This is a genomic window from Halomonas maura (genome assembly GCF_030409305.1).
GTDB classification, from domain to species: Bacteria; Pseudomonadota; Gammaproteobacteria; order Pseudomonadales; family Halomonadaceae; genus Halomonas; species Halomonas maura.
This window is the reverse complement of the sequence record NZ_JAUFPQ010000023.1, coordinates 344,734-368,512: the sequence shown is the minus strand read 5'-3', so window position 1 is coordinate 368,512 and position 23,779 is coordinate 344,734. Positions and strand designations below refer to the sequence as shown.

Below are 23,779 nucleotides of genomic sequence, written 5' to 3'. Positions count from 1 at the left end.
GCTTTTCTGTCAGTGGATTCTCGCTAGCCGGACCGGTCGTGCCCACAGAGGGGCCCTGGCTCCGCGATCGTTTGGGGCGCCGTCGCTTAGCGACGAGCGCCCTTTTTTTGTGCATCCCGCCCGGCCATATCCGCTTCAGGCCGGCGCGGCCCGTCGCGCGTCCCGGGGGGCTCCGAGGCCGCCCAGGAAGGCATCGAGCTCGGTGAGCCGGCGCAGTGCCTGGAAGCGGCGGGCGGCCTCGGCATCCCGGCCGCGCATCAGGTTCAACCATTGCTTGAGGAGCGACACCACGATCTTCCCCGGCAGTGCGCTACGCTGCGCTGCAGCATAGTCGCTCAGCACCCGGGCCCTTTCGGCCCAGGGCGTCGCCGGCAGGCACTCGCCGGTGGCCTGCCAGTGGCGGATGCGCGGGGCCAGGCCGGGGTCGGCCAGGGCGCCGCGGCCGAGCATGACGTCGCGACAACCGGACAGGGTGCGCGCCTTCCAGTAGTCTTCCAGGGTCCAGATATCGCCATTGGCGACCACCGGGATGGTCAGGTGCCGGCGGATGCGGTCGATCCACTCCCAGTGAGCCGGTGGACGGTAGCCCTCGTTGCGGGTGCGGCCGTGCACCACCAGGCGTCGGGCGCCGCCGTCCTCGGCGGCCCGGGCGCAGGCCAGTGCCAGTCGGCGGTCGGCGAAGCCCAGGCGGATCTTGGCGGTCACCGGCAGGGTGTCGCCCACGGCGGCGTGCACGGCGCTCACGGCGGCGTGCAGTCGCCGCGGATCGCGCAGCATAGAGGCACCACCATCATGCCGGTTGACCAGCTTGGCGGGGCAGCCGAAGTTGAGGTCCAGGCTCGCGGCGCCCAGGCGCAGGGCCTGCCGGGCGTTGGCCGCCAGGGCGGCCGGATCCGAGCCCAGCAGCTGCAGATGGACGGGCACCCCGCTGGGGGTCGCGGGGGCGTCGCCGCCGGCCAGTTCCGGACAGTGGCGAAGGAAGACGCGGGGCGGCAGGCGGGTGTCCACCACCCGCACGAACTCGGTCACCGTCCAGTCGAAGCCGGCGCGGCGCGTCAGCAGCTCGCGGGTCACCGCATCGATCACCCCCTCCATGGGGGCTAGGCCGATACGACCCTCATGTAGTAAATTAACAACGTTGACTTCCACCATGGCGCCATTGCAATCCGTCGGGAGTCTGGCAGGTTATACGATCAGAATTCATGCGCAAGTCATCCTGATCTCGTGTTTTTCGCGCAAGGTGACTGCATTGGCGAGGAGATTTCCGCATGCAGGACATGCAGCTATTGAACGAGGGCTTTGCCCTGATGGGGCTCGGCATGGGCTTCGTGTTTGTTTTTCTTACCGTGCTAGTGATCGTCACGACCCTGATGTCCAAGGTCATCGGCCGCTTCTTCCCCGAGCCGGCACCCGCCGCCCCGTCCCGGCCCGGGCGCGCCGCGCCGGCCACGGACGATGACCTCATGGCCGTGATCAGTGCCGCGGTGCATCGCTATCGCGAGCGCCACCGCCGCTGAGGCCCGCCCGCTTCCCCTGACCCTTCCCACCCCTATAACGACAAGGAATTTCTCATGAGTGAGAATGCCCGCCCGCTCGGCATCACCGACGTGGTCCTGCGCGACGCCCATCAGTCGCTGTTCGCCACCCGCATGCGCCTGGACGACATGCTGCCCATCGCCGAGAAGCTCGACCAGGTCGGCTTCTGGTCGCTGGAGTCCTGGGGCGGTGCCACCTTCGACGCCTGTATCCGCTACCTCGGCGAGGACCCGTGGGAGCGGATACGGGCGCTGAAGGCGGCCATGCCCAACACCCGCCAGCAGATGCTGCTGCGCGGGCAGAACCTGCTCGGCTACCGCCACTACGCCGACGACGTGGTCGACCGTTTCGTCGAACGCGCCAGGACCAACGGGGTCGATGTCTTCCGCGTCTTCGACGCCATGAACGACCCGCGCAACCTGGAGCGGGCGATCCAGGCGGTGCGCGCCAACGAGGGGCACGCCCAGGGTACCATCTCCTACACCCTGAGCCCCGTGCACACCCTGGACAGCTGGGTCGAGCTGGCCAAGTCCATCGCCGCCATGGGCGCCGACTCCCTGGCCATCAAGGACATGGCCGGTCTGCTCACCCCCTACGACGCCTTCGAGCTGGTGTCGCGGCTCAAGAAGGCGCTGGATATCCCCATCCACATGCAGTGCCACGCCACCACCGGGCTGTCCAGCGCCACCGCCCTCAAGGCGGTGGAAGCGGGGATCGACAACGTCGACACCGCCATCTCCTCGATGTCCATGACCTACGGCCACAGCCCCACCGAGTCGCTGGTGGCCATGCTCAAGGGCACCGAGCGCGATACCGGCCTGGACCTGGAGGCGCTCGAGGACATCGCCACCTACTTCCGCGAGGTGCGCAAGAAGTACGCCGCCTTCGAGGGGTCATTGAAGGGCATCGACGGCCGCATCCTGGTCGCCCAGGTGCCGGGCGGCATGCTCACCAACATGGAGAGCCAGCTCAAGGAGCAGGGCGCCGGCGACCGTCTCGACGAGGTGCTCAAGGAGATTCCCCGCGTCCGCGAGGACCTGGGCTACATCCCGCTGGTCACCCCGACCTCGCAGATCGTCGGTACCCAGGCGGTGATGAACGTGATGATGGGCAGCCGCTACAAGTCCATCTCCAAGGAGGTCCAGGCGCTGTTGCGCGGCGAGTACGGCGCGGCCCCGGCCCCCTTCGACAAGGCGCTGCAGGCCCGGGTGCTGGAAGGCGCCGAGCCGATCACCTGCCGCCCGGCGGACCGGCTCCAGCCGGAGATGGACCGGCTGACCGCCGAGCTCAAGGAGAAGGCCAAGGGCGAGGGCGTCCGCCTGGCCGAGAGCGAGCGCGAGGTCGACGACGTCCTGACCTATGCGCTGTTCCCGCAGATCGGCCTGAAGTTCCTCAAGAACCGCGACAACCCCGAGGCCTTCGAGCCGGCTCCCCAGGCGCCGGGCAGCGAGACCGCGTCGGCGTCGACGGCGGCCAAGGCCGCGGCCCCGGCCGGCGATCCCGAGACCTACACCATCAAGGTCAACGGCAAGGCCTACGTGGTCGAGGTCGCCGAGGGCGGCGAGATCAGCCAGGTCCAGGAGCAGGGCGCCGCCCCCGCCCCGGCGGCACCGGCCGCCCCGGCCGACTCATCGGGCGAGACCATCGCCGCGCCGCTCGCCGGCAACATCTTCAAGGTCAACGTCAGCGTCGGTGATGCGGTCGCCGAGGGCGACGTGGTGATCATCCTCGAGGCCATGAAGATGGAGACCGAGGTGCGTGCCGCCTCGGCGGGCACCGTCTCGGCGGTCAAAGTCAGCGAAGGCGACAGCGTGGCCGTGGGCGACGCCCTCGTCGTGCTCTAAGGAAGGGATCATGACCGAGAAGATACTGACGCTCTGGACCGGCTCGGGGCTCTACAACCTGAGCCTCGGCCAGGCGGTGATGCTGGCCGTCGGCCTGCTGCTGCTGTGGCTGGCCATGGCCAAGAAGTTCGAGCCGCTGCTGCTGGTGCCGATCGGCTTCGGCGGCATCCTGGCCAACATCCCGGAGGCGGGGCTGGCGCTGTCGGCCGCCGAGCAGGCGGCGCACCTGGCCAGGCCCGAGCTGCTCGAACAGATGGCGGCGTCCCTGCAGCTGACCCTGGAGCCCGGTGCCGGCCTCGAGGCCTGGCGCCACACCCTCACCGAGGTGCTGCACGGCGACACCCCGCCCGAGCTGGTCCGCGCCGCCAACGACGTGGCCAAGGGCGCCGGCTATGCCCCCGGCATGCTCTACCAGTTCTACAGCGTGGCGATCGCCTCCGGCATCGCGCCGCTGGTGATCTTCATGGGCGTGGGTGCGATGACCGACTTCGGTCCGCTGCTCGCCAACCCGCGCACGCTGTTCCTGGGGGCGGCCGCCCAGTTCGGCATCTTCGCCACCCTGCTCGGGGCGGTGGGCATGTCGGCCATGGGCTGGATGGACTTCACGCTCAACCAGGCCGCCGCCATCGGCATCATCGGCGGCGCCGACGGACCGACCTCGATCTACGTGTCGAGCATCCTGGCCCCGGAGCTGCTGGGGGCCATCGCCGTGGCGTCCTACTCCTACATGGCGCTGGTGCCGCTGATCCAGCCGCCGATCATGCGCGCCCTGACCACCAAGCACGAGCGCGAGATCACCATGACCCAGCTGCGGCCGGTGTCGAAGCTGGAGAAGATCGTCTTCCCGATCAGCCTGCTGATCCTGGTGGTGCTCTTCCTGCCGGATGCCGCGCCGCTGCTGGGGATGTTCTGCTTCGGCAACCTGATGCGCGAGTGCGGGGTGGTCGAGCGGCTGTCCGACACCGCCCAGAACGCCCTGATCAACATCGTGACCATCTTCCTCGGGCTGTCGGTGGGCTCCAAGCTGATGGCCGACCGCTTCCTGGCGGTGGAGACCCTGGGCATCCTCGGGCTCGGCATGGTGGCCTTCGCCATCGGCACCGCCTGCGGCGTGCTGATGGCCAAGCTGCTCAACAGCGTCAGCAGGATGCCGATCAACCCGCTGATCGGCTCCGCCGGTGTCTCGGCGGTGCCCATGGCGGCGCGGGTGTCGAACAAGGTGGGGCTGGAGTCCAATCCCCACAACTTCCTGCTGATGCACGCCATGGGGCCCAACGTGGCCGGCGTGATCGGCTCGGCGGTGGCCGCCGGGGTGATGATCAAGTACCTCGGCTGACGGCACCGCCAGTGCCCGTCCGCGAACGGCGCCCCTCGGGGCGCCGTTTCGCGTTGGGGGCGCCATCTTCCTGTCACCTGCCGGTTCTAGCCTGGCCCCATCGGCGCCTCGGCGCCCCTGGGGAGAGACCGGCATGATCGATATCGAGCGGGCCCTGCGCGACAGGGCACCACGGCTGGCGGCCTGGCCATCCTGGGTCTCCCGGCCGCTGGCCGCCGGGCTGCGGCGCCTGGTCCACGAGCGCGAGATCAACGACTTCCTGGCGCGTCACGGGCGGCTCGGCTGGCTCGCCTTCATCGACCAGGTCTTCGAGCACTTCCGCTTCGGCTATACGCTGTCGTCCCGGGACCGCGACCATATTCCCGATACGGGGCGGGTGGTGATCGTGGCCAACCATCCGCTGGGGGCGCTGGACGGCCTGGCCCTGGTGCGCATGGTGGCGGAGGTGCGCCCGGACGTCTGCATCCTCGCCAATGACCTGCTGCTGCAGCTCGGGCCCCTGGCCGACGTCCTGCTGCCGGTGGACAACCTCTCGCGGCGCGGTGTGCGCCGCAGCCTGGGGCGGGTGATCGAGGCGCTGGAGGCGGACCGCGCGGTGATCGTCTTCCCGGCCGGCGAGGTGTCCCGGGCCGGCCCCGCCGGGGTGCGCGACGGCAAGTGGCACCCGGGCTTCCTGCATGCCGCCCGGCGCACCAATGCGCCGCTGTTGCCGGTGCACGTGAGTGGCCGCAATTCCTCCCGCTTCTATGGGCTGGCCTCGCTGCATGCCGCCCTGGGGACCCTGCTGCTGCCGGGGGAGATGTTTCGCCAGCGCGACCGGCAGATCCCCCTGCGCATCGGCGGGCCGATCCCCCTGGCGCGCTTCGATCGCGACGACCTCGCCACCCCGGTCAAGCTCAAGCTGCTGCGCAAGCATGTCTACTGCCTGGGGCGGGGCCGCAAGGGCGTGTTCGTCAGTGAGACCGGCATTGCCCGCCCGGAACCCCGGCAGCGCCTGCGCGAGGAACTGCGCGAGGCCCAGGTCCTGGGCGAGACCGCCGACGGCAAGCGCATCCTGCTGTTCGATGCCCATCCCGACTCGGCGGTGATGCGCGAGATCGGCCGCCTGCGCGAGATCGCCTTTCGCCGGGTCGGCGAGGGCACCGGCCGCCGGCGCGACCTGGACGACTTCGATGCCTACTATCGCCATCTCGTCCTGTGGGACGACCGGGACCTGGAGATCGCCGGTGCCTACCGGCTCGGCGAGGTCGGCCCCATCCTCGAGCGTCACGGCGTCGAGGGCCTCTACGCCTCGACCATCTTCCACCTCGAGCAGGCGCCCTGGGCGGCCTGGCGCCATGGTCTGGAGCTCGGGCGCAGTTTCGTCCAGCCCCGCTACTGGGGGCGGCGCAGCCTCGACTACCTGTGGATCGGCCTGGGGGCCTACCTGCGCGCCCATCCCGGGGTGCGCTGGCTGTTCGGCCCGGTGACCATTCCCAACCACATGCCGCCGCTGGCCAAGGAGCTGCTGGTGAGCTACTACCGGCACTATCACGGCGAGGGGGACAGCCCGGTCGGTCCCCGGGCCCCCTGTCGGCTGTCCCGGGCGGGACAGCTCGAGGCCGAGCGGCTGTTCCGCGGCGACGATGCCCAGGAGGACTTCCGCCGCCTGCGCCATGGCCTGCAGGCCATGGGGGCGGGGGTGCCGGCCCTCTACAAGCAGTACGTGGAGGTGAGCGAGCCGGGCGGCACCCGCTTCCTGGCCTTCGGCGTGGACACCGGCTTCGGCTACTGCATCGATGGCCTGGTGGTGGTGGACCTGCAGCGCCTGAAGCCCGAGAAGCGGGCCCGCTACCTCGGCGGCGCGGCCTGGCCGGACGGCCGTGAGGCAGGCGGCGCGGGGGCGTCGCCGACTCATGGCGTGGCGCCCGGGCGCCCGCTCGGATCAGGCCGCGTCGGGGTCGAGTAGCTCGAGGCGGCCCTTGAGGCGGGCCGTCAGGGAGGCGAGGTCCCGGGCGGTGTCCCGGGGCCAGCCCAGGGTGAGGACCACGCCATCGGCCTGGTAGTCGGCGGCGTCCACGGGGATGTCGTGCTCGGCGCACCAGGCCCGCGCCTGGGCCTCGCCGGCGAACTCGACCTTCAGGTGCAGGGCGTCGCGCTCGGTGGCCTCGCGGCAGGGCAGCGAGGCCAGGGCGTCGCTCACCGCCTGGCCATAGGCCCGGGCCAGGCCGCCGGTGCCGAGCTTGGTGCCGCCGAAGTAGCGGGTCACCACGCAGCCCACCTGGCCGAGCCCGGCGCCTTCCAGCACCTGGTACATCGGTCGTCCGGCGGTACCGCCGGGCTCGCCGTCGTCGGAGAAGCCGATGGCCTGCTGCTCGCCGGGCGGTCCGGCGATGAAGGCGCTGCAATGGTGGCTGGCATTGGGATGGGCCTGCCGCGCCGCCGCCAGCAGCGCCTCGAAGGCCGCGACGTCGGGGGCATGGCAGACCCAGGCGAGGAAGCGGCTCTTCTCCACCTCCAGCGCGCTCTCGTGCCACTCGCCGGGGGCGAGGTCGGGTACGGCGTAGCGCATCAGGCCGCCAGGTCCGGCTGGCGGACCACGCCCATCACCAGGCCCAGCACCTGGATGTCGCTGTTCTTCAGGAAGATGGCGGGCATGGCCTCGTTGGCCGGCTGCAGGCGCACGCCGGACCTCTCGATATACAGCTTCTTCAGGGTGACCTCCTGGTCGTTGATCATCACCACGGCGGTCTCGCCGTTCTCGGCGCTCTCGCGGCGCTCGATGATGATCACATCCCCGTCGAAGATGTTGCAATCGATCATGGAATTGCCGCAGACCTTGAGCGCATAGGTGTTGCGCCGGACCATGCGGGTCGGCACCTCGATGCTGCCGGCGTCGAGGCAGGCCTCGATGGGCATGCCGGCCGCGACCCGCCCGAGCAGGGGGATCGCGACCAGGTCGTCGGCAGCGATGGGCGCCCAGGCCTCGGCCAGGGGCAGATTGGGCTGGCGGAACAGGTACTGTGGCGTGAGGCTGGGCATGGCGCGGCGTCCCCTTGTCGGCAATGACTGTCGATACATACAGTACATGGCCAGCATAGCAGGGCCCTGCCATCTGGCAAGGGGGGGACCCCTCGCGGGCTTGATGCAGGGCAAGCGTCATGCGACCTGCGGCCGCCCGCGACTGGCGATGAAAACCCTTTCCGTGTACAGTGCCGAGCCAGATTCCCCATGTCCGGAGAGTGCCTTGAGCCTGCGCCTGCAAGCCCGAAAGCTGGCCTGTGAGCGGGATGACCGTTGGTTGTTTCACGACCTCGACCTGGACCTCTGCGCCGGCGAGATCGTGCGTGTCGAGGGCCCCAACGGCAGCGGCAAGACCACCCTGCTCAAGATCCTGTCGGGCCAGCTGGCGGACTATCGGGGCGAGCTGTTCTGGAGGGGCGCGCCGATGCGCCGCGTGCGCCGCGACTTCCTGGCCAACCTGCTCTATCTCGGCCATGCGCCGGGGGTCAAGGCGGCGCTGACGGCGCTGGAGAACCTCGCCTGGTACCAGGCGCTGGCCGGGGCGTCCGGTGACGAGGACGACCGCCTGGCGGCCCTCGAGACGGTGGGCCTGGCCGGCTTCGAGGACCTGCCGACGGGCCAGCTGTCCGCCGGGCAGCAGCGCCGCGTGGCGCTGGCGCGACTCGAGCTGATGCCGCGACCGCTGTGGGTGCTGGACGAGCCCTTCACCGCCATCGACCGGGAGGGCGTGGCCGCCCTGGAGGCACGGCTCGAGGCCCATACCCGGCGCGGCGGTTGCGTGCTGGTGACCACCCACCATGCGCTGCGCGCCTCCTCGGCACTGCGCAGCGTGCGCCTGGGCGAAGGAGGTGCCGGTGTCGAGCGCTGAGTCCGGCCCCGCCCGCCGCGACGGCCCGCTGCCGCTGGCCGGGGAACCCGAGGGCGGCGCCATGGTCGCAATTCGGGCGACCCTGAAACGTGATCTCGTGCTGATGCTGCGCCGGCGCAGCGAGGTGCTCAATCCGCTGGTGTTCTTCGCCCTGGTGATCACCCTGTTCCCGATCGGCATCTCGCCGGATCCGGAACTGCTGGCGACCATCGCCCCGGGGCTGCTCTGGGTGGCGGCGCTGCTGGCGGCGCTGCTGTCGCTGGACGGGCTGTTCCGCAGCGACTACGAGGACGGCTCCCTGGAGCAGCTGCTGCTGTCGCCCCAGCCGCTGGCGGCCCTGGCGCTGGCCAAGGTGGCGGTGCACTGGCTGCTGACCGGCCTGCCGCTGGCGCTGATGGCCCCGGTGCTCGGCATCATGCTGTCGCTGCCGGCGGGCAGCTACGGGGTGCTGGCAGTGTCCCTGGCGCTGGGCAGTGCCAGCCTGAGCCTGATCGGCGCCATCGGCGCGGCACTGACCGTCGGGCTGTCGCGGGGCGGGGTGCTGATCTCGCTGCTGGTGCTGCCGCTGTACATCCCGGTGCTGATCTTCGGTGCTGGGGCCGTCCAGGCGGCCATCCTGGGCGCCGGGGTCTCGGCCCACCTGGCCATCCTCGGCGCGCTGCTGGCGGTGGCGCTGATCTTCGCGCCCTGGGCCATCGCGGCGTCATTGCGCATCAGTATCAACGGTTGAGGAAGCGACACGTCATGTGGGCGTTCATACACAAGCTCGGCTCCCCCAAGTGGTTCTACGGCATCAGCGCCCGGCTCTCGCCCTGGTGCTGGGGGGTGGCGGTGGCGCTGATCCTGGTCGGCGGCGTCTGGGGCCTGGCCTTCGCCCCGGCCGACTACCAGCAGGGCCACAGCTTTCGCATCATCTATGTCCACGTGCCCGCGGCCTTCCTGGCCCAGTCGATCTTCGTCGCCATGGCCGCGGCCGGCTTCATCTTCATGGTCTGGAAGATCAAGCTGGCCGATATGGCCGCGACGGTGATGGCGCCGCTGGGCGCCGGCATGACCTTCGTGGCGCTGTTCTCCGGGGCCGTCTGGGGCGTGCCCACCTGGGGCACCTGGTGGCAGTGGGATGCCCGCCTGACCTCGATGCTGATCCTGTTCTTCCTCTATATCGGCGTGATCGCCCTGCGCGGCGCCTTCACCAGCCGCGACAGTGCCTCCCGGGCGGCCTCGGTGCTGGCCATGGTCGGCGTGATCAACATCCCGATCATCAAGTACTCGGTGGAGTGGTGGTATACCCTGCACCAGCCGGCCACCTTCTCGGTCACCTCGCGGCCGGCGATGCCCACCGAGATGTGGGCGCCGCTGCTGATCATGGTGCTGGGCTTCTACAGCTTCTTCATCGCCGTGACCCTGATGCGCACGCGCAGCGAGATCCTGCGCCGCGAGGCCTCCAAGCGCTGGGTCCGCGAGCTGCTCGGGGAGGGCGGCTGATGGCCTTCGACTCGCTTTCCGCCTTCCTCGCCATGGGCGGCCATGGCCCCTACGTATGGGCGGCCTACGGCGCCACCGTCGCGCTGCTGCTGGGGGTGACGCTGCATGCCCGGGCCGAGCGCCGGCAGGTGCTGCGCGACCTGCGCCGGCGGCTGCGGCGCGAACGGCGCCAGGCCGAGTCGGCCCCGGTTTCCCCTGACGAGAGGCATGCCCGTGAGAGCTAAACGCAAGCAGAAACTGTTCGTGATCCTGGGCCTGGTCACCCTCGCCACCATCGCCGTGGGCCTGACCCTCTACGCCCTGCGCAGCAACATCAACCTGTTCTTCAGCCCGGTGCAGATCGTCGACGGCGAGGCGCCCCTCGAGCGCCAGATCCGCGCCGGCGGCATGGTCAAGGAAGGCTCGGTGGCCCGCGACCCGGAGAGCCTCGACGTCACGTTCACCGTGACCGACTACGTGGAGGACGTGCGGGTGCGCTACAGCGGCATCCTGCCCGACCTGTTCCGCGAGGGACAGGGCGTGGTGGTGGTGGGCCAGCTGCAGCCCGAGGGCTGGCTGCGAGCCGACCAGGTGCTGGCCAAGCACGACGAGAACTACATGCCTCCCGAGGTGGCCCAGGCCCTGGAGGACGCCGGCTATTCGCCGGAGGACTACCAGGCCAAGGCCGCCGAAGTGGCGGAGCGGCTGGACGCCCAGGCGGCCCCCGCCCGCCAGGACTGACCCGGAGCCACCATGCTGATCCAGATGATCCCAGAGCTCGGCCACTTCGCCCTGATCCTCGCCCTGCTGATGGCGCTGGTGCAGGCGGTCATGCCGCTGGCGGGGGCGGCGACCCGGCGCCCGCTGTGGATGGCCTATGCGCGGCCCATGGCCACCGGCCAGTTCCTGTTCCTGGTCATCGCCTACCTGTGCCTGACGGCCAGCTACCTGCTGGACGACTTCAGCGTGGCCAACGTCGCCGACAACTCCAACTCGATGCTGCCCTGGTACTACAAGGCCAGCGCCGTGTGGGGCAACCACGAGGGCTCGGTGCTGCTGTGGAGCCTGATCCTCGGCGCCTGGACCTTCGCCGTCAGCCGCTTCTCCCGGGAGCTTCCCCGGGACATGCTGGCCCGGGTGCTGGGCGTGATGGGCCTGGTCAGCGTGGGCTTTCTGGCCTTCGTGCTGATCACCTCCAATCCCTTCGCGCGGCTGCTGCCCAACGTGCCGGCCGACGGCGCCGACCTCAATCCGCTGCTCCAGGACTTCGGCCTGATCATCCACCCGCCGATGCTCTACATGGGCTACGTCGGCTTCTCGGTGGTCTTCGCCTTCGCCATCGCCGCGCTGCTGGGCGGCCGCCTGGACGCCGCCTGGACCCGCTGGGCGCGGCCCTGGACCAATGTCGCCTGGGCCTTCCTCACGGTGGGCATCGCGCTGGGCAGCTGGTGGGCCTACTACGAGCTGGGCTGGGGCGGCTGGTGGTTCTGGGACCCGGTGGAAAACGCCTCCCTGCTGCCCTGGCTGGCCGGCACCGCGCTGATCCACTCCCTGGCGGTGACCGAGAAGCGCGGTTCCTTCAAGAGCTGGACCGTGTTGCTGGCCATCTCCACCTTCTCGCTGTCGCTGATGGGCACCTTCCTGGTGCGCTCCGGGGTGCTCACCTCGGTGCATGCCTTCGCCAACGACCCGGCCCGGGGGCTGTTCATCCTGGTGCTGCTGGGCATCACCGTGGGGCTGTCGCTGCTGCTGTTCGCGCTCCGCGCGCCCCGCGTCAGCCACCGGGTGGGCTTCAACTGGCTGTCCCGCGATGCGCTGCTGCTGGTCAACAACATCCTGCTGGTGATCATGACGGTCACGGTGCTGCTCGGCACCGTCTACCCGCTGCTGCTCGATGCCATGGACCTGGGCAAGATCAGCGTGGGCCCGCCCTACTTCAATGCGCTGTTCGTGCCCCTGACGGTGGTGCTCTGCCTGTTCATGGGGTTGGGGCCGCTGGCACACTGGAAGCGCATGGAGGGTCGCGAGCTGGCGCGCCGTGCCTGGCTGTCCGGCGCCGTGGCGCTGGCCATCGGGGCCGTCGCCCCGCTGCTGTATGGCGGCGAGTGGAACCTCAGGGTCTCGCTGGGCCTGGTGGCGGCGCTGTGGGTCGTGCTGCCGCTGGTGCGTGACCTCTGGGACAAGAGCCGCAACGCCGACTCGCGCCTGGCCGGCCTCAAGCGGCTGTCGCTCGCCCACTGGGGCATGATCCTCGGTCACCTGGGCCTGGCGGTCACCATCGTCGGTGTCACCGTGGTGTCGAACTACGCCGTCGACCGCAACGTGCGCATGGCAGTGGGCGACAGCGCCGAACTGGCCGGCTACACCTTCACCATGACCGAACTCGGCAGCCGTCGCGGCCCCAACTACGTCGCCGATGCGGCGCGCATCGAGGTACGCCGCGGCGACAGCCAGCGCCACTTCGTGATGACCCCGGAGAAGCGCCTGTATATCGCCCGCGGCATGCCGATGACCGACGTCGCCCTGCGCCCTGGCCTGTTCCGTGACCTCTATGTCGCCATGGGCGAGGACCTCGAGGACGGCAGCTGGGCCATGCGCCTCCAGTACAAGCCCTTCGTGCGCTGGCTGTGGCTGGGGGCGCTGCTGATGGCGGCCGGCGGCATCCTGGCGGTGATCGACCGTCGCTACCGGCGCGCGGCCACCGCCCGGGATCCCGAACGGGCCGCCGCGGCCGCCCGCAAGGAGGCCACCGCATGACGCGTCGCCTCTTGCTGCTGCTGCCGCTGGTCGGCTTCCTGGTGCTGGGCGGCTTCCTCTACCAGGGGCTGTCGATGAACCCCTTCGAGCGGGACTCGGCGCTGATGGCCCGGGAGTTCCCGGCCTTCGAGCTGACCACCCTGGCCGACCCCGAGCGCACCGTCGACGCCTCGCTGCTCGAGGGGCAGGTGACCCTGGTCAACGTCTGGGGCGAGTGGTGCCCGACCTGCAAGCAGGAGATGCCCCAGCTTCTGGATCTCGCCGACCGCGGCGTGCGCCTGGTCGGCGTCGACTACAAGGACACCCGGGAGAAGGGCCGCGAGTTCCTGGCCGAGTTCGGCAACCCCTTCGAGGTCAACATCTTCGACCCCGAGGGCACCCTGGGCTTCGACCTGGGCGTCTACGGGGCCCCGGAAACCTTCCTGGTCGATGCCGAGGGGGTGATCCGCTACCACCACACCGGCTACATCAAGCCGGAGGACGTTCGCGAGGTGATCGTGCCGGAGGTGGAAAGATGGCGCGAGTGATCCGCGTTGTGCTGGCCGCCCTGATCCTGCTGCCGCTGCTGGCCCAGTCCGCCAGCATCGAGATCCGCCAGTTCGATGATCCCGTCACCGAACGGCGCTACCAGGAGCTCACCGCGACCCTGCGCTGCCCGAAGTGCGAGAACCAGGCGATCGGCGACTCCGACTCGCCGATCGCCGGCGACATGCGCGACCGGGTCTACGAGCAGCTCCAGGACGGCCGCTCGGACAAGGAGATCCTCGATTTCATGGTGCGCCGCTTCGGCGACTACGTGCTCTACAATCCGCGCCTCGAGGGCCGTACCCTGCTGCTATGGGGGCTGCCCGCGGCCCTGGTGCTGATCGGCGCCCTGGTGGTGGTGCTGATGGTGCGTTCCCGTCGGCAGGCCTCGGCCCGTCGCCTGAGCGACGCCGAGCGCGCCCGGCTGGACGCCCTGCTCAACCGTGAGAGGAACGAATGACCCTGCTTTGGCTCGCCTTCGCCGTGCTGCTGCTGCCGGCCCTGTGGCTGATGGTGGCCCCCCTGCGCCGGGCCGCGGCCCTGCGCGCCGCCCAGCGCGACTTCGAGACCCAGGATCGCACCGCCGAGCAGAACGTGGCCATCTACCAGCGTCGCCTGGCCTCCCTGGAGGCGGCCCGCGACCGCGGCGACATCGATGCGGCGCGCTTCGAGGAAGACCGCCTGGAACTGGAGCGCAGCCTGCTCGACGACACCGCGGCCCTCGAACGCCCGCCGCTCAAGGCGGCCGCCGCCGGCAAGCTGCTGGTGCCGGTGCTGATGGTGGCCCTGGTGGCGGCGAGCGTGCTCTGGTATCGCCTGGAGGGCGCCGAGGGCGACCTGGCGCTGTACCGGGTCCAGCAGCAGGTCGCCGAGGATCCCGAGGCCTCGCTGCCGATGCTGGTACAGCGCCTCGAGGAGCAGGCCGCCCGCCAGCCCGACAACCCCAACGTCTGGCGCGCGCTGTTCCCGCTCTACCGCGACAGCGGGCGGGTCGCCGAGGCCGATGCCGCCCTCGCCCGGCTGCTCGAACTCGAGGGGCGCCGGCCCTGGCTGCTCGCCGAGCTGGCCCAGCTGCGCTACTTCGCCGCCGACCGCGAGCTGACCGAGGGCGTCCAGGCGCTGGTCGACGAGTCCCTGGCCGCCGATCCGGGGCAGCCCACGGTGCTCGGCATGCTGGGCATCGAGGCCTTCGAGAACGGCGACTACCAGGCCGCCATCGACCGCTGGCGGCGGGCCATCGCCGGCATGGACGATCCCGCCTCCGCCGAGGCCCTGCGCCAGGGGATCCGGGTCGCCCAGCAGCGCCTCGGCCAGCCCGGCGAGGCGGCCGGCCCGGCCGGTGACGCAGGCCCCGGCATCCGCGTGCGGGTCAGCCTGGCGCCGGAACTGGCCGACCGGGTCGCCGACGACACCGCCGTCTTCGTGGTCGCCCGGGACCTCGCCGGCGAGCTGCCGCCGCTGGCAGTGGCGCGGACCACCGTCGGCGAGCTGCCGCTGACCCTGACCCTCGACGACGGCGATGCCATGGCGCCCATGGCGCGGCTCTCCCAGGTCGAGCGGGCCCGGCTGGTGGTGCGGGTCTCCGAGAGCGGCCAGGCCGGTCCCCGGCCCGGCGACCTGTTCGGCCGGCATGACGCGGTGGCGGTCGGCGCCACCGACGGCGAGCCCGTCGAGGTGGTGGTCGACGGGGTCGTCGAATAAATGCGCTTGAAATCGATCCGCCTGGTGGGCTTCAAGTCCTTCGTCGATCCGATCAGCGTGCCCTTCGACGGCAACATGACCGCCATCGTCGGGCCCAACGGCTGCGGCAAGTCCAACATCATCGACGCCGTGCGCTGGGTCATGGGGGAGTCCTCCGCCAAGACCCTGCGCGGCGAGTCGATGACCGACGTCATCTTCAACGGCTCCACCGGCCGCAAGCCGGTGGGCCAGGCCTCCATCGAGCTGCTCTTCGACAATCGCGACGGCACCATGGGCGGGCCCTATGCCCAGTACGCCGAGATCTCGGTGAAGCGCCAGGTCACCCGCGAGGCCCAGTCGAGCTACTTCTTCAACGGCCAGAAGTGCCGGCGCCGCGATATCGCCGACCTCTTCCTGGGCACCGGGCTGGGCCCGCGCTCCTACGCCATCATCGGCCAGGGCATGATCTCGCGGCTGATCGAGTCGCGCCCCGAGGAGCTGCGCGGCACCCTCGAGGAGGCCGCCGGCATCTCCAAGTACAAGGAGCGCCGCCGCGAGACCGAGAACCGCATGCGCCGCACCCAGGAGAACCTGGAGCGCCTGGAGGACATCCGCGAGGAACTCGACAAGCAACTCGAGCGCCTCAAGCGCCAGGCCGATGCGGCACGCCGCTACCAGACCCTCAAGCAGGAGGAATATCGGCTCAAGGGCGAGCTGGCCCTGCTGCGCGCGCGCGCCCTGCGGGCCAGCCAGGCCGAGGAGGAAGGCCGGGTCCGCGAGCTGGAGACCGCCGTGGAACGCGAGGTGCTGGGCCTGCGCCAGTGCGAGAGTCGCCTCGAGGAGGCCCGCGCCGAGCACGACCGGCTGGCCTCCGAGCTCGAGGGCTACCAGAGCCGCTTCCACGAGACCACCACCGCCATCGCGCGGCTCGAGCAGGACCTCGAGCATACCCGCTCGCGGGATCAGCAGCTGGCCCGGGACCTGGAGGCGGCCCGCCAGGAGCTGGCCGACCTGGCGCGCCTCGGCGAGGACGACGGCGAGCGCCTGATGCGCCTCGACGAGCGCCTCGAGACCCTCGGACCCGAGCAGGAGGAGGTCGCCGAGCGCCTCGCCGAGCTGGAGGCCGCCCTCGAGGAGGCCGAGCCCCTGGCCGAGGAAGCCGATGCCGACTGGGAGGCCTTCGGCGAGACCTGGCAGACCGACAGCCGCGAGGCCGAACGCTCCCAGGACCGCCTGCGCGAGCAGGAGGCGCGCCTCGAGCGGATCGAGGCCGATGCGCGAAAGCGCCACCAGCAGCGCGAGGAGCTGCCGGACATCGCCGGGCTCGCGGCCCAGCGCGACGAGGTGGTGGAGCGCCTGGCGGCCCTCGAAGAGCAGCTGGCGGCGAGCGAGGAGCGACGCGAGGCCTGGCAGGCCAGCCGCGACGCCGCCCGCGAGGCGGTCCGCGAGGCCGAGGCGGCCCGCGAGGACGACCGCCAGCAGCGCAGCACCCTGCAGGGCGAGCTCGCCTCCCTGGAGGCGCTGATCCAGGCGGCGCTGGCCGACCACGACGAGACCCTCGACGACCACCTGGCCGCCCACGGCCTGGCCGAGGCCCCGCGCCTCGGCGAGTGCCTGGCGGTGACGCCGGGCTGGGAGGACGTCGCCGCCTGGGTGCTGGCGCCCTGGCTGCGGGCCCGCCTGGCGCCCCTCGACCAGGCCGCACAGGCCCTCGCCCCGGGGCTCGCCGCCGAGCTCGGCCTGCTCGAGGCCGAGGAGCGCGAGGCGCCCGCCGACAGCCTGGCGGCCAGGGTCCAGGGGGCGGGGGCGGCCGCCCAGTGGCTGACCCGGGTGCGCTGCGTCGACTCCCGGGCGCAGGCCTGGGCCGAGCGCGATACCCTGGGCCCCGGCGAGAGCCTGATCAGCGCCTGCGGCCTGTGGCTGGGCGACGGCTGGGCGCGACACCGGGGGCAGGACGAGGGGCCGGATACCCTGCTGGTCAGCCGCCGCCGCGAGGGCGAGGTGCGCGAGGCGCTCGCCGCGGTGGAGGCGCGTCTCGAGGCCCAGGAGGCCCGCCTGGCCGAGGCCGCCGAGCGCGTCGAGCAGGCCGAGGAGGGCCTCGAGGCGGTGCGCCTCGAGGAGCGCGACCTCGAGCAGCAGCGCCAGCAGCTGGCGGTGCAGGACAGCGGCCTGGCCAGCCGCCTCGAGCATCTCCAGGGGCGGGCCGGCGAACTCGCCGAGGAGCTCGAGGGCCTGGCCGAGTCCGCCGAGGAGACGCGCCTGGCCATCGAGGAGACCCGAGAGCACTGGCAGGCCGCCATGGCGCGGCTTGAGGAGGGCGCCGAGACCCGCGAGCGGCTGGAGCGTGCCCGTCAGCAGGCCCGCGAGCGGCTGACCCAGCTGCGCGCCCAGCAGCGGCCGTTGGCCGAGCAGTCCCAGCGCCTGGCCCTGGAGCACCAGCGGCTGACCACCGAGCGGGCCGGCCTGGCCGAGCAGCAGGGACGCGCCGGCGAGGCCCGGGAGCGTCTCGAGCAGCGCTGCGCCGAGCTCGAGGAGGCCCGCGAGGGCCTGCACGAGCCCGACGAGGAGCGCCGCGAGCGCCTCGAGGAACTGCTCCATCGCCGCGAGCGGGAAGAGCGCGAGCTCAACGAGGCCCGCTCCCGCGCCGCCGGCCTGGTCGAGCGGCTGCGCGAGGACGAGCAGGCCCGCCAGGGCCACGAGCGCCAGCTCGAGGGCATCCGCGAACGCCTGCAGGAAGCGCGCATGCAGGTCCAGGCGCTGACCCTCAAGGCCGAGACCCAGGACGAGCAGCTACGGGAGCTCGGCCACGACACCCAGGCCCTGGCCGAGGCGCTGGACCCCAACGCCACCGAATCGGCCTGGCAGACCCGCCTCGAGGAGGTCGGCGAGCGCATCCGCCGGCTGGGCGCGATCAACCTGGCGGCGATCGAGGAGTACGACCAGCAGGCCGAGCGGCGCGACTACCTCGAGGCCCAGCATGCCGAGCTGAGCGAGGCCCTGGAGACCCTCGATCGGGCGATCCGGCGCATCGATCAGGAAACCCGCAGCCGATTCCGCGATACCTTCGAGCGAGTCAACGCTGGCCTGCAGACACTTTTCCCCAAGGTCTTCGGCGGGGGGACCGCATGGTTGACCCTGACCGGCGAGGATTTGCTGGAGACGGGTGTCGCCATCATGGCACGCCCCCCGGGCAAGAAGAACAGCACCATTCATCTGCTCTCGGGGGGCGAAAAGGCACTGACGGCCCTGTCGATGGTCTTCGCCATCTTCCAGCTCAATCCGGCCCCGTTCTGCATGCTCGACGAGGTCGACGCCCCGCTGGATGATGCCAACGTGGGACGCTATGCCAAGCTGGTTAAGGAGATGTCGGACTCGGTCCAGTTCATCTATATCACTCATAACAAGATCGCCATGGAAGCATCGGAACGTCTCATGGGGGTGACCATGCAGGAACCTGGCGTCTCCCGGCTGGTCTCTGTAGGCGTCGAGGAGGCCGCGGCCCTCGCGGAGGCCTGAAGGCTTGAACGGAATCGGCAAACGGGTTAACAAGGATGCAATGTTGCTGCATTGCACGTACGCAAAGGGATTCACGAAGGGCGATTGCACAGGGCACGGTCAAGAGCCGAAATGCTATTTTCGGTCTTGACAATCAAAAAATGTGGTCCTTTTTTGGGCAATCGCGCTATGCTGTTCACGGACAACCATTAGGCATGGCGCCTTAGCAAAAGGCATGACGACCCATGGAACTAAGAGAGTGGCTGATCATTCTGGGACTGGCGCTGGTGACCCTCATCGTCATCGACGGCGTGCGTCGCCTGCAGCGTCAGCGTCGTGTCCCCCGGCTGGATGCAGCTGGACACGATGCCGGAGACGAAACGTCGGGCTCCATCGAGGATCCCGAAGCGGCGGCCCGTGAGGCCGAGCTCAACTGGGAGTTGCCCAACGGAGGAGCGCGAGTCGTCAGGCCCGCGGCCGAGGGCGACGTGCAACCCAAGCCCAAGCTGCAGCGACAGGAGCATCCCGGCCCCTCGCGGGTGCTGTCGGAATTCCGTCGCCAGCAGGGTGACGAGCGCCCGGAGGGCTCTGCGGTGTCCCGCCCGGCGCCGGTCGAGGCCCCGCGGGCCGAGTCCCCCGCGCCGGCTTCCCGCTCCGCCGAGGCAGAGGAACGGCCGGCGGCAGAGGAACGGCCGGCGGCCCGGCAGCGGGCCGAGGCGCCCCGATACCCGGCCGGCGAGGCGGCCGGTCACGCCGAGCCCCTGGTGGCCGACCCCGCCGATCACGACGGCTACGGCGAGGAGGACGACTATCGCCTGGTCGACCTGGAAGGCATGGGCGATTCCCTGAAGAGCGGTTCGAAGCGGGTCGGTTCCTCCGTGCAGCGCTTCGGCGCCTCCCTGCAGAAGACCCTCAACGAGCGTCGCGACCACAAGCGTCAGGAACGTGCGCGGCGTGAGCAGGAGAAGGCCGAACAGGCCGCTCGCGAGGAGGCCCGGCGTCGCCAGCAGGCCGAGGAACAGGCCACCCGCGAGGCCGAGCGCCGCGAACGGGAGGCCGCCGAGGCCGAGCCCGCCGCCGAGATGCCGCGCGAGGAGGGTGTGGTGCGTGCCCATCCGGTGCTCGAGAAGGCGCTGCGCCACGATGTCGCCGCCGAGCATGCCCGGGAGACCCTCGGCCAGGCCGAGGAGATCATCGTCATCAGCGTGATGTCCCGGGACGAGGAAGGCTTCTCCGGCACGGCCCTGCTCGACCTGATGCTGGCCTGCGGGCTGCGTTACGGTCGCGACATGGGCATCTTCCATCGCTTCGAGACCGAGGATCCCGAGAGCCGCCTGCAGTTCTCCATGGTCAACGTGGTCAAGCCGGGCACCTTCCCCATCCAGTCCATGGGCGACTTCCGCACCCCGGGGGTCACCCTGCTGATGCCGCTGCCCGGCGCCACCGATACCTCGGCGGCCTTCGAGGCGATGGTCGAGACCGCCATGGTCGTGGTGCGCCACCTCGGCGGCGAGCTGAAGGACGAGCACCTCAGCGTGATGACCGCCCAGACCGTGGAATTCGCGCGACAGCGCGTGCAGGAGTTCGAGCGTCGCAACCGTCTGAATCGGTATCAGGTGAACTAGCGACAAGCCTTAAGCCGTAAGCTGGAAGCGCAACCCCCGTGAGGTCACCCCACGGGGGTTGCTGCTTTGGTAAGCTAGGCGATCATGCCGGCTTCGAGCTTCGAGCTTCGAGCTTCGAGCTTCGAGCTTCGAGCTTCGAGCTTCGAGCTTCGAGGCCTTCGCTACAGACCGAGAACCAGGACGCAATGACCCAGCCCGACCAGGAACTTCGCGACGAGGCGGCGCGCCTGCGCGCCGAGCTCGAGGACGCCAACTACCGCTACTACGTGCTGGACGAGCCGCGCATGAGCGACGCCGACTACGACCGTCGGCTGCGCCGCCTGCAGGAGATCGAGGCCGAGCATCCCGAGCTGGAGACCCCCGACTCGCCCACCCAGCGGGTCGGCGCCGCGCCCGCCGAGGGATTTCCCGAGCTGGCGCATGCGGTGCCCATGCTGTCGCTGGACAACGCCTTCGACGAGGAGGAGCTGGCGGCCTTCGCCAAGCGCGTCGCCGACCGCCTGGAGGCGGACCCCGAGGACATCGCCTTCTGCTGCGAGCCCAAGCTCGACGGGGCCGCCGTCTCGCTGGTCTACGAGGGGGGCGAGCTGGTCGCCGGCGTCACCCGCGGCGACGGCCGCACCGGTGAGGGCATCACCTCCAACCTCAAGACCTTGAAGTCGATCCCGCTCAAGCTGCGCGGCAAGCAGTGGCCGGAGCGGCTGGAGGTGCGCGGCGAGGTGATCATGAGCCACGAGGGCTTCGAGGCCCTCAATGAGCGGGCCCGGGAGGAGGGCAACAAGGTGTTCGCCAACCCGCGCAACGCCGCCGCCGGCAGCCTGCGCCAGCTCGACCCGCGCATCACCGCCACCCGGCCACTGGAATTCAGCGCCTATCAGGTGGCGCGCATCGAGCCCGACGCGGGAGACGCCTGCCACAGTGCGCTGATGGCGCGTCTCGGGGGGCTCGGCTTCCGTACCAGCGCCGAGCTCGAGGTGGTAACCGGCGCCCGTGGGGTGATCGACTACTGCCGCACCCTCGGCGAGAAGCGCGACGCGCTCGGCTACGACATCGACGGGGTGGTGGTCAAGGTCGACGACCTGCGCCTGCAGCGCGAGCTCGGCTTCGTGGCCCGGGCGCCGCGCTGGGCCATCGCCTTCAAGTTCCCCGCCCAGGAGCAGACCACTCGGCTCAACGACGTAGAGTTCCAGGTCGGCCGCACCGGGGCGATCACCCCGGTGGCCCGCCTCGAGCCGGTCTCGGTGGCCGGCGTCACGGTCTCCAACGCCACCCTGCACAACGCCGACGAGATCGCCCGGCTCGGGGTGATGATCGGCGACACCGTGGCCATCCGTCGGGCCGGCGACGTGATTCCCCAGGTGGTGCGCGTCCAGGAGGAGGAGCGGCCCGATGATGCCCGGGAGATCGTCTTCCCGGAGCGCTGCCCGGTGTGCGACTCCCAGATCGAGCGCCTCGAGGGCGAGGTGGTCGCGCGCTGCTCGGGAGGGCTCTACTGCGCCGCCCAGCGCAAGGAGGCCCTGAAGCACTTCGCCGGCCGCCGGGCGCTGGACATCGACGGCCTGGGCGAGAAGCTGATCGATGCGCTGGTCGAGCGCGACTGGGTGAAGACTCCCGCGGACCTCTTCGGCCTCGAGGCCGAGCGCCTCGCCGAACTCCCCCGCATGGGCAAGAAGTCCTCGGAGAACCTGGTGGCGGCCCTGGACGAGGCGAAGGCGACGACGCTGGCCCGCTTCATCTTCGCCCTGGGCATCCGCGAGGTGGGCGAGGCCACCGCGGCCAACCTGGCCCGCCACTTCGGCACCCTCGGGGCGCTGATGGAGGCCGACCGGGAGGCCTTGGAGGCGGTGGAGGACGTGGGGCCCATCGTCGCCGCCCATGTGCATACCTTCTTCCGCCAGCCCCACAACCGCGAGACGATCCAGGCGCTGCGCGACGCCGGGCTGCACTGGGAGGAGGCCGAGGTGGAGAGCGGGCCGACGCCGCTGGAAGGCCAGACCTGGGTGCTCACCGGGACCCTGGAGAGCATGACCCGGGACGAGGGCAAGGCGCGCCTGCAGGCGCTGGGCGCCAAGGTCGCCGGCAGCGTGTCGAAGAAGACCGCCTGCCTGGTGGCCGGGGAGGCCGCCGGCAGCAAGTTGACCAAGGCCGAGCAGCTCGACGTCGAGGTGATCGACGAGGCCGCCTTCCTCGAGCGGCTGGCCGACTGGGAACAGGGAGACCGCGACCATGGGTGAGCGCTTCATCGAGATACCCTATCGCATGCTGCCGGGGGAGACCCTGGACGGCCTGCTCGAGGCCTTCGTCACCCGCCAGGGCTACGACACCACCGATACCGGCGCGGGCATGGCCGGCTGGGTCGCCGAGCTCAAGCGCCAGCTGGAACGCAGCGAGCTGATCATCGCCCACGACCTCGAGACCGAGACCACCGAGGTGATGACCCTGGCCCAGTGGCGGGCCTTCGGCCGCGACCTGGCCGACGACGAGGAAGAGGGCTAACGTCCTCCGTCAGCGCCGAACCTGCCCTGTACCAGGTCGCGGATCAGCCGGCGCCCCGGGTGCAGGTGGTCGGCCAGGGGGGCCTCCAGGGGCAGCGGCTCGTCGCAGATCATCGAGGCGATCAGCTCGGCGGCCAGCGGCGCGCTGGCCAGGCCCCGGGAGCCGTGGGCCGCGCTGATCCACAGCCCGGGATGATGACGGCCGGCGAGCGCCGGCACCCGGCTGGCGTCCTTGGCCAGCACCGCATAGTCGGCCTGCCAGGCCGCGGCGTCGGGCACCGGTCCGGCGTAGGGGGTCTTGTCGGGGCTGGCGGCCCTTACCGCGGCGCGGCCCGCCAGGCGCTGCGGGGAGAGGTCCACGCCCGCCGCCGCCAGGGCGGCCGGATAGCCGGGCAGGGTCCGCGCCAGTTCCTCGAGGTTGGCGGCGTGATCCGCCTCGCGCACCGCGCCGTCGGCCTCGTTGGGCACGAAGGTCGCGCCGAAGGTCAGCCAGCCGTCGAGCGGCGGGGCGACGTAGCCGCCGGCGCACACCACCCGCTGCGGCGCGGGAGCGCCCTCGGGCAGAGCCAGGCGCGACACCTGGCCGCGCACCGGCTGCAGCGGCAGGGCGCGGGTCTGGGCGAAGCGGTTGGCCAGGGCCGCCGTGGCGATGACCACCTGGTCGACCTCGAGCGCGGCCTCACCGGGAAGCGACAGCCGCCAGCCGCCGGCAGTGGGGACCAGCGCCTGCACCTCGCCCTGCCGGAACGTCACCCCGGGCGTGGCCGCCAGGCGCCGGCACAGGACGTCCGGGCGCACCCAGCCGGCCTGGGGGTAGAAGAGGCCGCCGCGATCGATCGCCACCCCGGCCAGTGCGCTGGCCTGCGCCGCCGACACGCCCTGCACCACGCTCGCCGGCAGCGGGTGGTGGTCGAGGAAGCGCGCCTGGCGGCGGGCCTCGCGGTCGTGGGGGGCCAGCTGGAGCACGCCGCCGGGGGTGAACAGCGTGCCCTCGGGGTCGAGGGTCGCGAGCCAGCGACGGCTGTGCAGCAGGCCGGCCAGGTAGCAGCGGCTCTGCAGGTTGGTCTCGGCGGCGAGCTTGACGTAGAGCGCGCCCTGGGCGTTGCCGGAGGCCCCCGCGCCGGGGCCTTCGCGGTCGATCAGGGTCACCG

Annotated in this window: 21 protein-coding genes; 17 read left to right on the top strand and 4 right to left on the bottom strand. The window is 70.9% G+C overall.

What is annotated here, in order from left to right:
- Positions 1 to 135: 135 nt before the first annotated feature.
- A complete protein-coding gene (locus tag QWY76_RS16385) occupies positions 136 to 1,095 on the bottom strand; it encodes a tRNA dihydrouridine synthase (RefSeq protein ID WP_290312398.1) in 960 nt (319 codons plus the stop codon).
- 173 nt (positions 1,096 to 1,268) lie between these two features.
- On the opposite strand from QWY76_RS16385, the gene QWY76_RS16380 reads away from it, so the two are divergent.
- From QWY76_RS16380 to olsF, 4 genes are all read left to right on the top strand, one after another.
- Positions 1,269 to 1,517: an OadG family protein gene (locus QWY76_RS16380; RefSeq protein WP_290312397.1), complete on the top strand. Its 249-nt coding sequence runs from the start codon at positions 1,269 to 1,271 to the stop codon at positions 1,515 to 1,517.
- A 54-nt stretch (positions 1,518 to 1,571) separates the two neighbouring features.
- Positions 1,572 to 3,380 carry a sodium-extruding oxaloacetate decarboxylase subunit alpha gene (oadA, locus tag QWY76_RS16375; RefSeq protein ID WP_290312395.1) on the top strand — a complete coding sequence of 603 codons (1,809 nt, stop codon included), beginning with the start codon at positions 1,572 to 1,574 and terminating at the stop codon, positions 3,378 to 3,380.
- Positions 3,381 to 3,390: 10 nt separating this feature from the next.
- Positions 3,391 to 4,716: a sodium ion-translocating decarboxylase subunit beta gene (locus tag QWY76_RS16370; RefSeq protein WP_290312394.1), complete on the top strand. Its 1,326-nt coding sequence runs from the start codon at positions 3,391 to 3,393 to the stop codon at positions 4,714 to 4,716.
- A 133-nt stretch (positions 4,717 to 4,849) separates the two neighbouring features.
- Complete coding sequence (gene olsF / locus QWY76_RS16365; RefSeq protein ID WP_290312393.1) at positions 4,850 to 6,664, top strand: bifunctional ornithine lipid synthase OlsF; 1,815 nt, start codon at positions 4,850 to 4,852, stop codon at positions 6,662 to 6,664.
- Here the strand turns inward: olsF and QWY76_RS16360 are convergent.
- Entirely contained in the window at positions 6,641 to 7,267 is a 627-nt protein-coding gene (locus QWY76_RS16360; protein WP_290312392.1) for an IMPACT family protein, read from the bottom strand. The genes olsF and QWY76_RS16360 overlap by 24 nt on opposite strands.
- Positions 7,267 to 7,737 carry a transcriptional repressor LexA gene (lexA, locus tag QWY76_RS16355; protein WP_290312391.1) on the bottom strand — a complete coding sequence of 157 codons (471 nt, stop codon included), beginning with the start codon at positions 7,735 to 7,737 and terminating at the stop codon, positions 7,267 to 7,269. Before lexA ends, QWY76_RS16360 begins: the two co-directional genes overlap by 1 nt.
- Positions 7,738 to 7,942: 205 nt before the next feature.
- Here lexA and ccmA point away from each other — a divergent pair, with 205 nt between their 5' ends.
- The 13 genes from ccmA (at position 7,943) to QWY76_RS16290 (ending at position 22,629) form a co-directional block, all read left to right on the top strand.
- Positions 7,943 to 8,587 carry a cytochrome c biogenesis heme-transporting ATPase CcmA gene (gene ccmA, locus QWY76_RS16350; protein WP_290312390.1) on the top strand — a complete coding sequence of 215 codons (645 nt, stop codon included), beginning with the start codon at positions 7,943 to 7,945 and terminating at the stop codon, positions 8,585 to 8,587.
- Between the two features lie 61 nt (positions 8,588 to 8,648).
- Positions 8,649 to 9,317 (top strand): heme exporter protein CcmB, encoded by a 669-nt coding sequence (gene ccmB / locus QWY76_RS16345; RefSeq protein WP_290312524.1) that lies wholly within the window; start codon positions 8,649 to 8,651, stop codon positions 9,315 to 9,317.
- A gap of 14 nt (positions 9,318 to 9,331) precedes the next feature.
- A complete protein-coding gene (locus QWY76_RS16340) occupies positions 9,332 to 10,072 on the top strand; it encodes a heme ABC transporter permease (RefSeq protein WP_290312389.1) in 741 nt (246 codons plus the stop codon).
- Complete coding sequence (gene ccmD, locus QWY76_RS16335) at positions 10,072 to 10,296, top strand: heme exporter protein CcmD (RefSeq protein ID WP_290312388.1); 225 nt, start codon at positions 10,072 to 10,074, stop codon at positions 10,294 to 10,296. The genes QWY76_RS16340 and ccmD overlap by 1 nt, the downstream gene beginning before the upstream one ends.
- Complete coding sequence (gene ccmE / locus QWY76_RS16330; protein WP_290312387.1) at positions 10,286 to 10,792, top strand: cytochrome c maturation protein CcmE; 507 nt, start codon at positions 10,286 to 10,288, stop codon at positions 10,790 to 10,792. The genes ccmD and ccmE overlap by 11 nt, the downstream gene beginning before the upstream one ends.
- Positions 10,793 to 10,804: 12 nt before the next feature.
- Positions 10,805 to 12,808, top strand: coding sequence for a heme lyase CcmF/NrfE family subunit (locus tag QWY76_RS16325; RefSeq protein WP_290312386.1), 2,004 nt, complete (start codon positions 10,805 to 10,807; stop codon positions 12,806 to 12,808).
- Positions 12,805 to 13,335 (top strand): DsbE family thiol:disulfide interchange protein, encoded by a 531-nt coding sequence (locus tag QWY76_RS16320; protein WP_290312385.1) that lies wholly within the window; start codon positions 12,805 to 12,807, stop codon positions 13,333 to 13,335. Before QWY76_RS16325 ends, QWY76_RS16320 begins: the two co-directional genes overlap by 4 nt.
- Positions 13,323 to 13,793, top strand: a complete 471-nt coding sequence (locus QWY76_RS16315; RefSeq protein WP_290312384.1) for a cytochrome c-type biogenesis protein — start codon at positions 13,323 to 13,325, stop codon at positions 13,791 to 13,793. The genes QWY76_RS16320 and QWY76_RS16315 overlap by 13 nt, the downstream gene beginning before the upstream one ends.
- Positions 13,790 to 15,034, top strand: coding sequence for a c-type cytochrome biogenesis protein CcmI (ccmI, locus tag QWY76_RS16310; RefSeq protein ID WP_290312383.1), 1,245 nt, complete (start codon positions 13,790 to 13,792; stop codon positions 15,032 to 15,034). Before QWY76_RS16315 ends, ccmI begins: the two co-directional genes overlap by 4 nt.
- Entirely contained in the window at positions 15,035 to 18,529 is a 3,495-nt protein-coding gene (smc, locus tag QWY76_RS16305; protein WP_290312381.1) for a chromosome segregation protein SMC, read from the top strand.
- Positions 18,530 to 18,753: 224 nt separating this feature from the next.
- On the top strand, positions 18,754 to 20,133 hold the full coding sequence (zipA, locus tag QWY76_RS16300; protein WP_290312380.1) for a cell division protein ZipA: 1,380 nt from the start codon (positions 18,754 to 18,756) through the stop codon (positions 20,131 to 20,133).
- Positions 20,134 to 20,318: 185 nt separating this feature from the next.
- The gene (gene ligA, locus QWY76_RS16295; RefSeq protein WP_290312379.1) at positions 20,319 to 22,367 is read left to right on the top strand and encodes an NAD-dependent DNA ligase LigA; all 2,049 of its coding nucleotides are present in this window, start codon (positions 20,319 to 20,321) and stop codon (positions 22,365 to 22,367) included.
- A complete protein-coding gene (locus QWY76_RS16290; RefSeq protein WP_290312378.1) occupies positions 22,360 to 22,629 on the top strand; it encodes a YheU family protein in 270 nt (89 codons plus the stop codon). Before ligA ends, QWY76_RS16290 begins: the two co-directional genes overlap by 8 nt.
- On the opposite strand, the gene mnmC1 is transcribed toward QWY76_RS16290, so the two are convergent.
- On the bottom strand, positions 22,626 to 23,779 hold a 1,154-nt coding region (mnmC1, locus tag QWY76_RS16285; RefSeq protein WP_290312377.1), incomplete at its 5' end, for an FAD-dependent 5-carboxymethylaminomethyl-2-thiouridine(34) oxidoreductase MnmC1. The genes QWY76_RS16290 and mnmC1 overlap by 4 nt on opposite strands.

Bases quoted from the DNA above. Each gene is read 5' to 3' on its own strand.
- QWY76_RS16385 (WP_290312398.1), bottom strand. From the start codon at position 1,095: ATGGAGGGGGTGATCGATGCGGTGACCCGCGAGCTGCTGACGCGCCGC.
- QWY76_RS16380 (WP_290312397.1), top strand. From the start codon at position 1,269: ATGCAGGACATGCAGCTATTGAACGAGGGCTTTGCCCTGATGGGGCTC.
- oadA (WP_290312395.1), top strand. From the start codon at position 1,572: ATGAGTGAGAATGCCCGCCCGCTCGGCATCACCGACGTGGTCCTGCGC.
- QWY76_RS16370 (WP_290312394.1), top strand. From the start codon at position 3,391: ATGACCGAGAAGATACTGACGCTCTGGACCGGCTCGGGGCTCTACAAC.
- olsF (WP_290312393.1), top strand. From the start codon at position 4,850: ATGATCGATATCGAGCGGGCCCTGCGCGACAGGGCACCACGGCTGGCG.
- QWY76_RS16360 (WP_290312392.1), bottom strand. From the start codon at position 7,267: ATGCGCTACGCCGTACCCGACCTCGCCCCCGGCGAGTGGCACGAGAGC.
- lexA (WP_290312391.1), bottom strand. From the start codon at position 7,737: ATGCCCAGCCTCACGCCACAGTACCTGTTCCGCCAGCCCAATCTGCCC.
- ccmB (WP_290312524.1), top strand. From the start codon at position 8,649: ATGGTCGCAATTCGGGCGACCCTGAAACGTGATCTCGTGCTGATGCTG.
- QWY76_RS16340 (WP_290312389.1), top strand. From the start codon at position 9,332: ATGTGGGCGTTCATACACAAGCTCGGCTCCCCCAAGTGGTTCTACGGC.
- ccmD (WP_290312388.1), top strand. From the start codon at position 10,072: ATGGCCTTCGACTCGCTTTCCGCCTTCCTCGCCATGGGCGGCCATGGC.
- QWY76_RS16325 (WP_290312386.1), top strand. From the start codon at position 10,805: ATGCTGATCCAGATGATCCCAGAGCTCGGCCACTTCGCCCTGATCCTC.
- QWY76_RS16320 (WP_290312385.1), top strand. From the start codon at position 12,805: ATGACGCGTCGCCTCTTGCTGCTGCTGCCGCTGGTCGGCTTCCTGGTG.
- QWY76_RS16315 (WP_290312384.1), top strand. From the start codon at position 13,323: ATGGCGCGAGTGATCCGCGTTGTGCTGGCCGCCCTGATCCTGCTGCCG.
- ccmI (WP_290312383.1), top strand. From the start codon at position 13,790: ATGACCCTGCTTTGGCTCGCCTTCGCCGTGCTGCTGCTGCCGGCCCTG.
- smc (WP_290312381.1), top strand. From the start codon at position 15,035: ATGCGCTTGAAATCGATCCGCCTGGTGGGCTTCAAGTCCTTCGTCGAT.
- zipA (WP_290312380.1), top strand. From the start codon at position 18,754: ATGGAACTAAGAGAGTGGCTGATCATTCTGGGACTGGCGCTGGTGACC.
- ligA (WP_290312379.1), top strand. From the start codon at position 20,319: ATGACCCAGCCCGACCAGGAACTTCGCGACGAGGCGGCGCGCCTGCGC.
- QWY76_RS16290 (WP_290312378.1), top strand. From the start codon at position 22,360: ATGGGTGAGCGCTTCATCGAGATACCCTATCGCATGCTGCCGGGGGAG.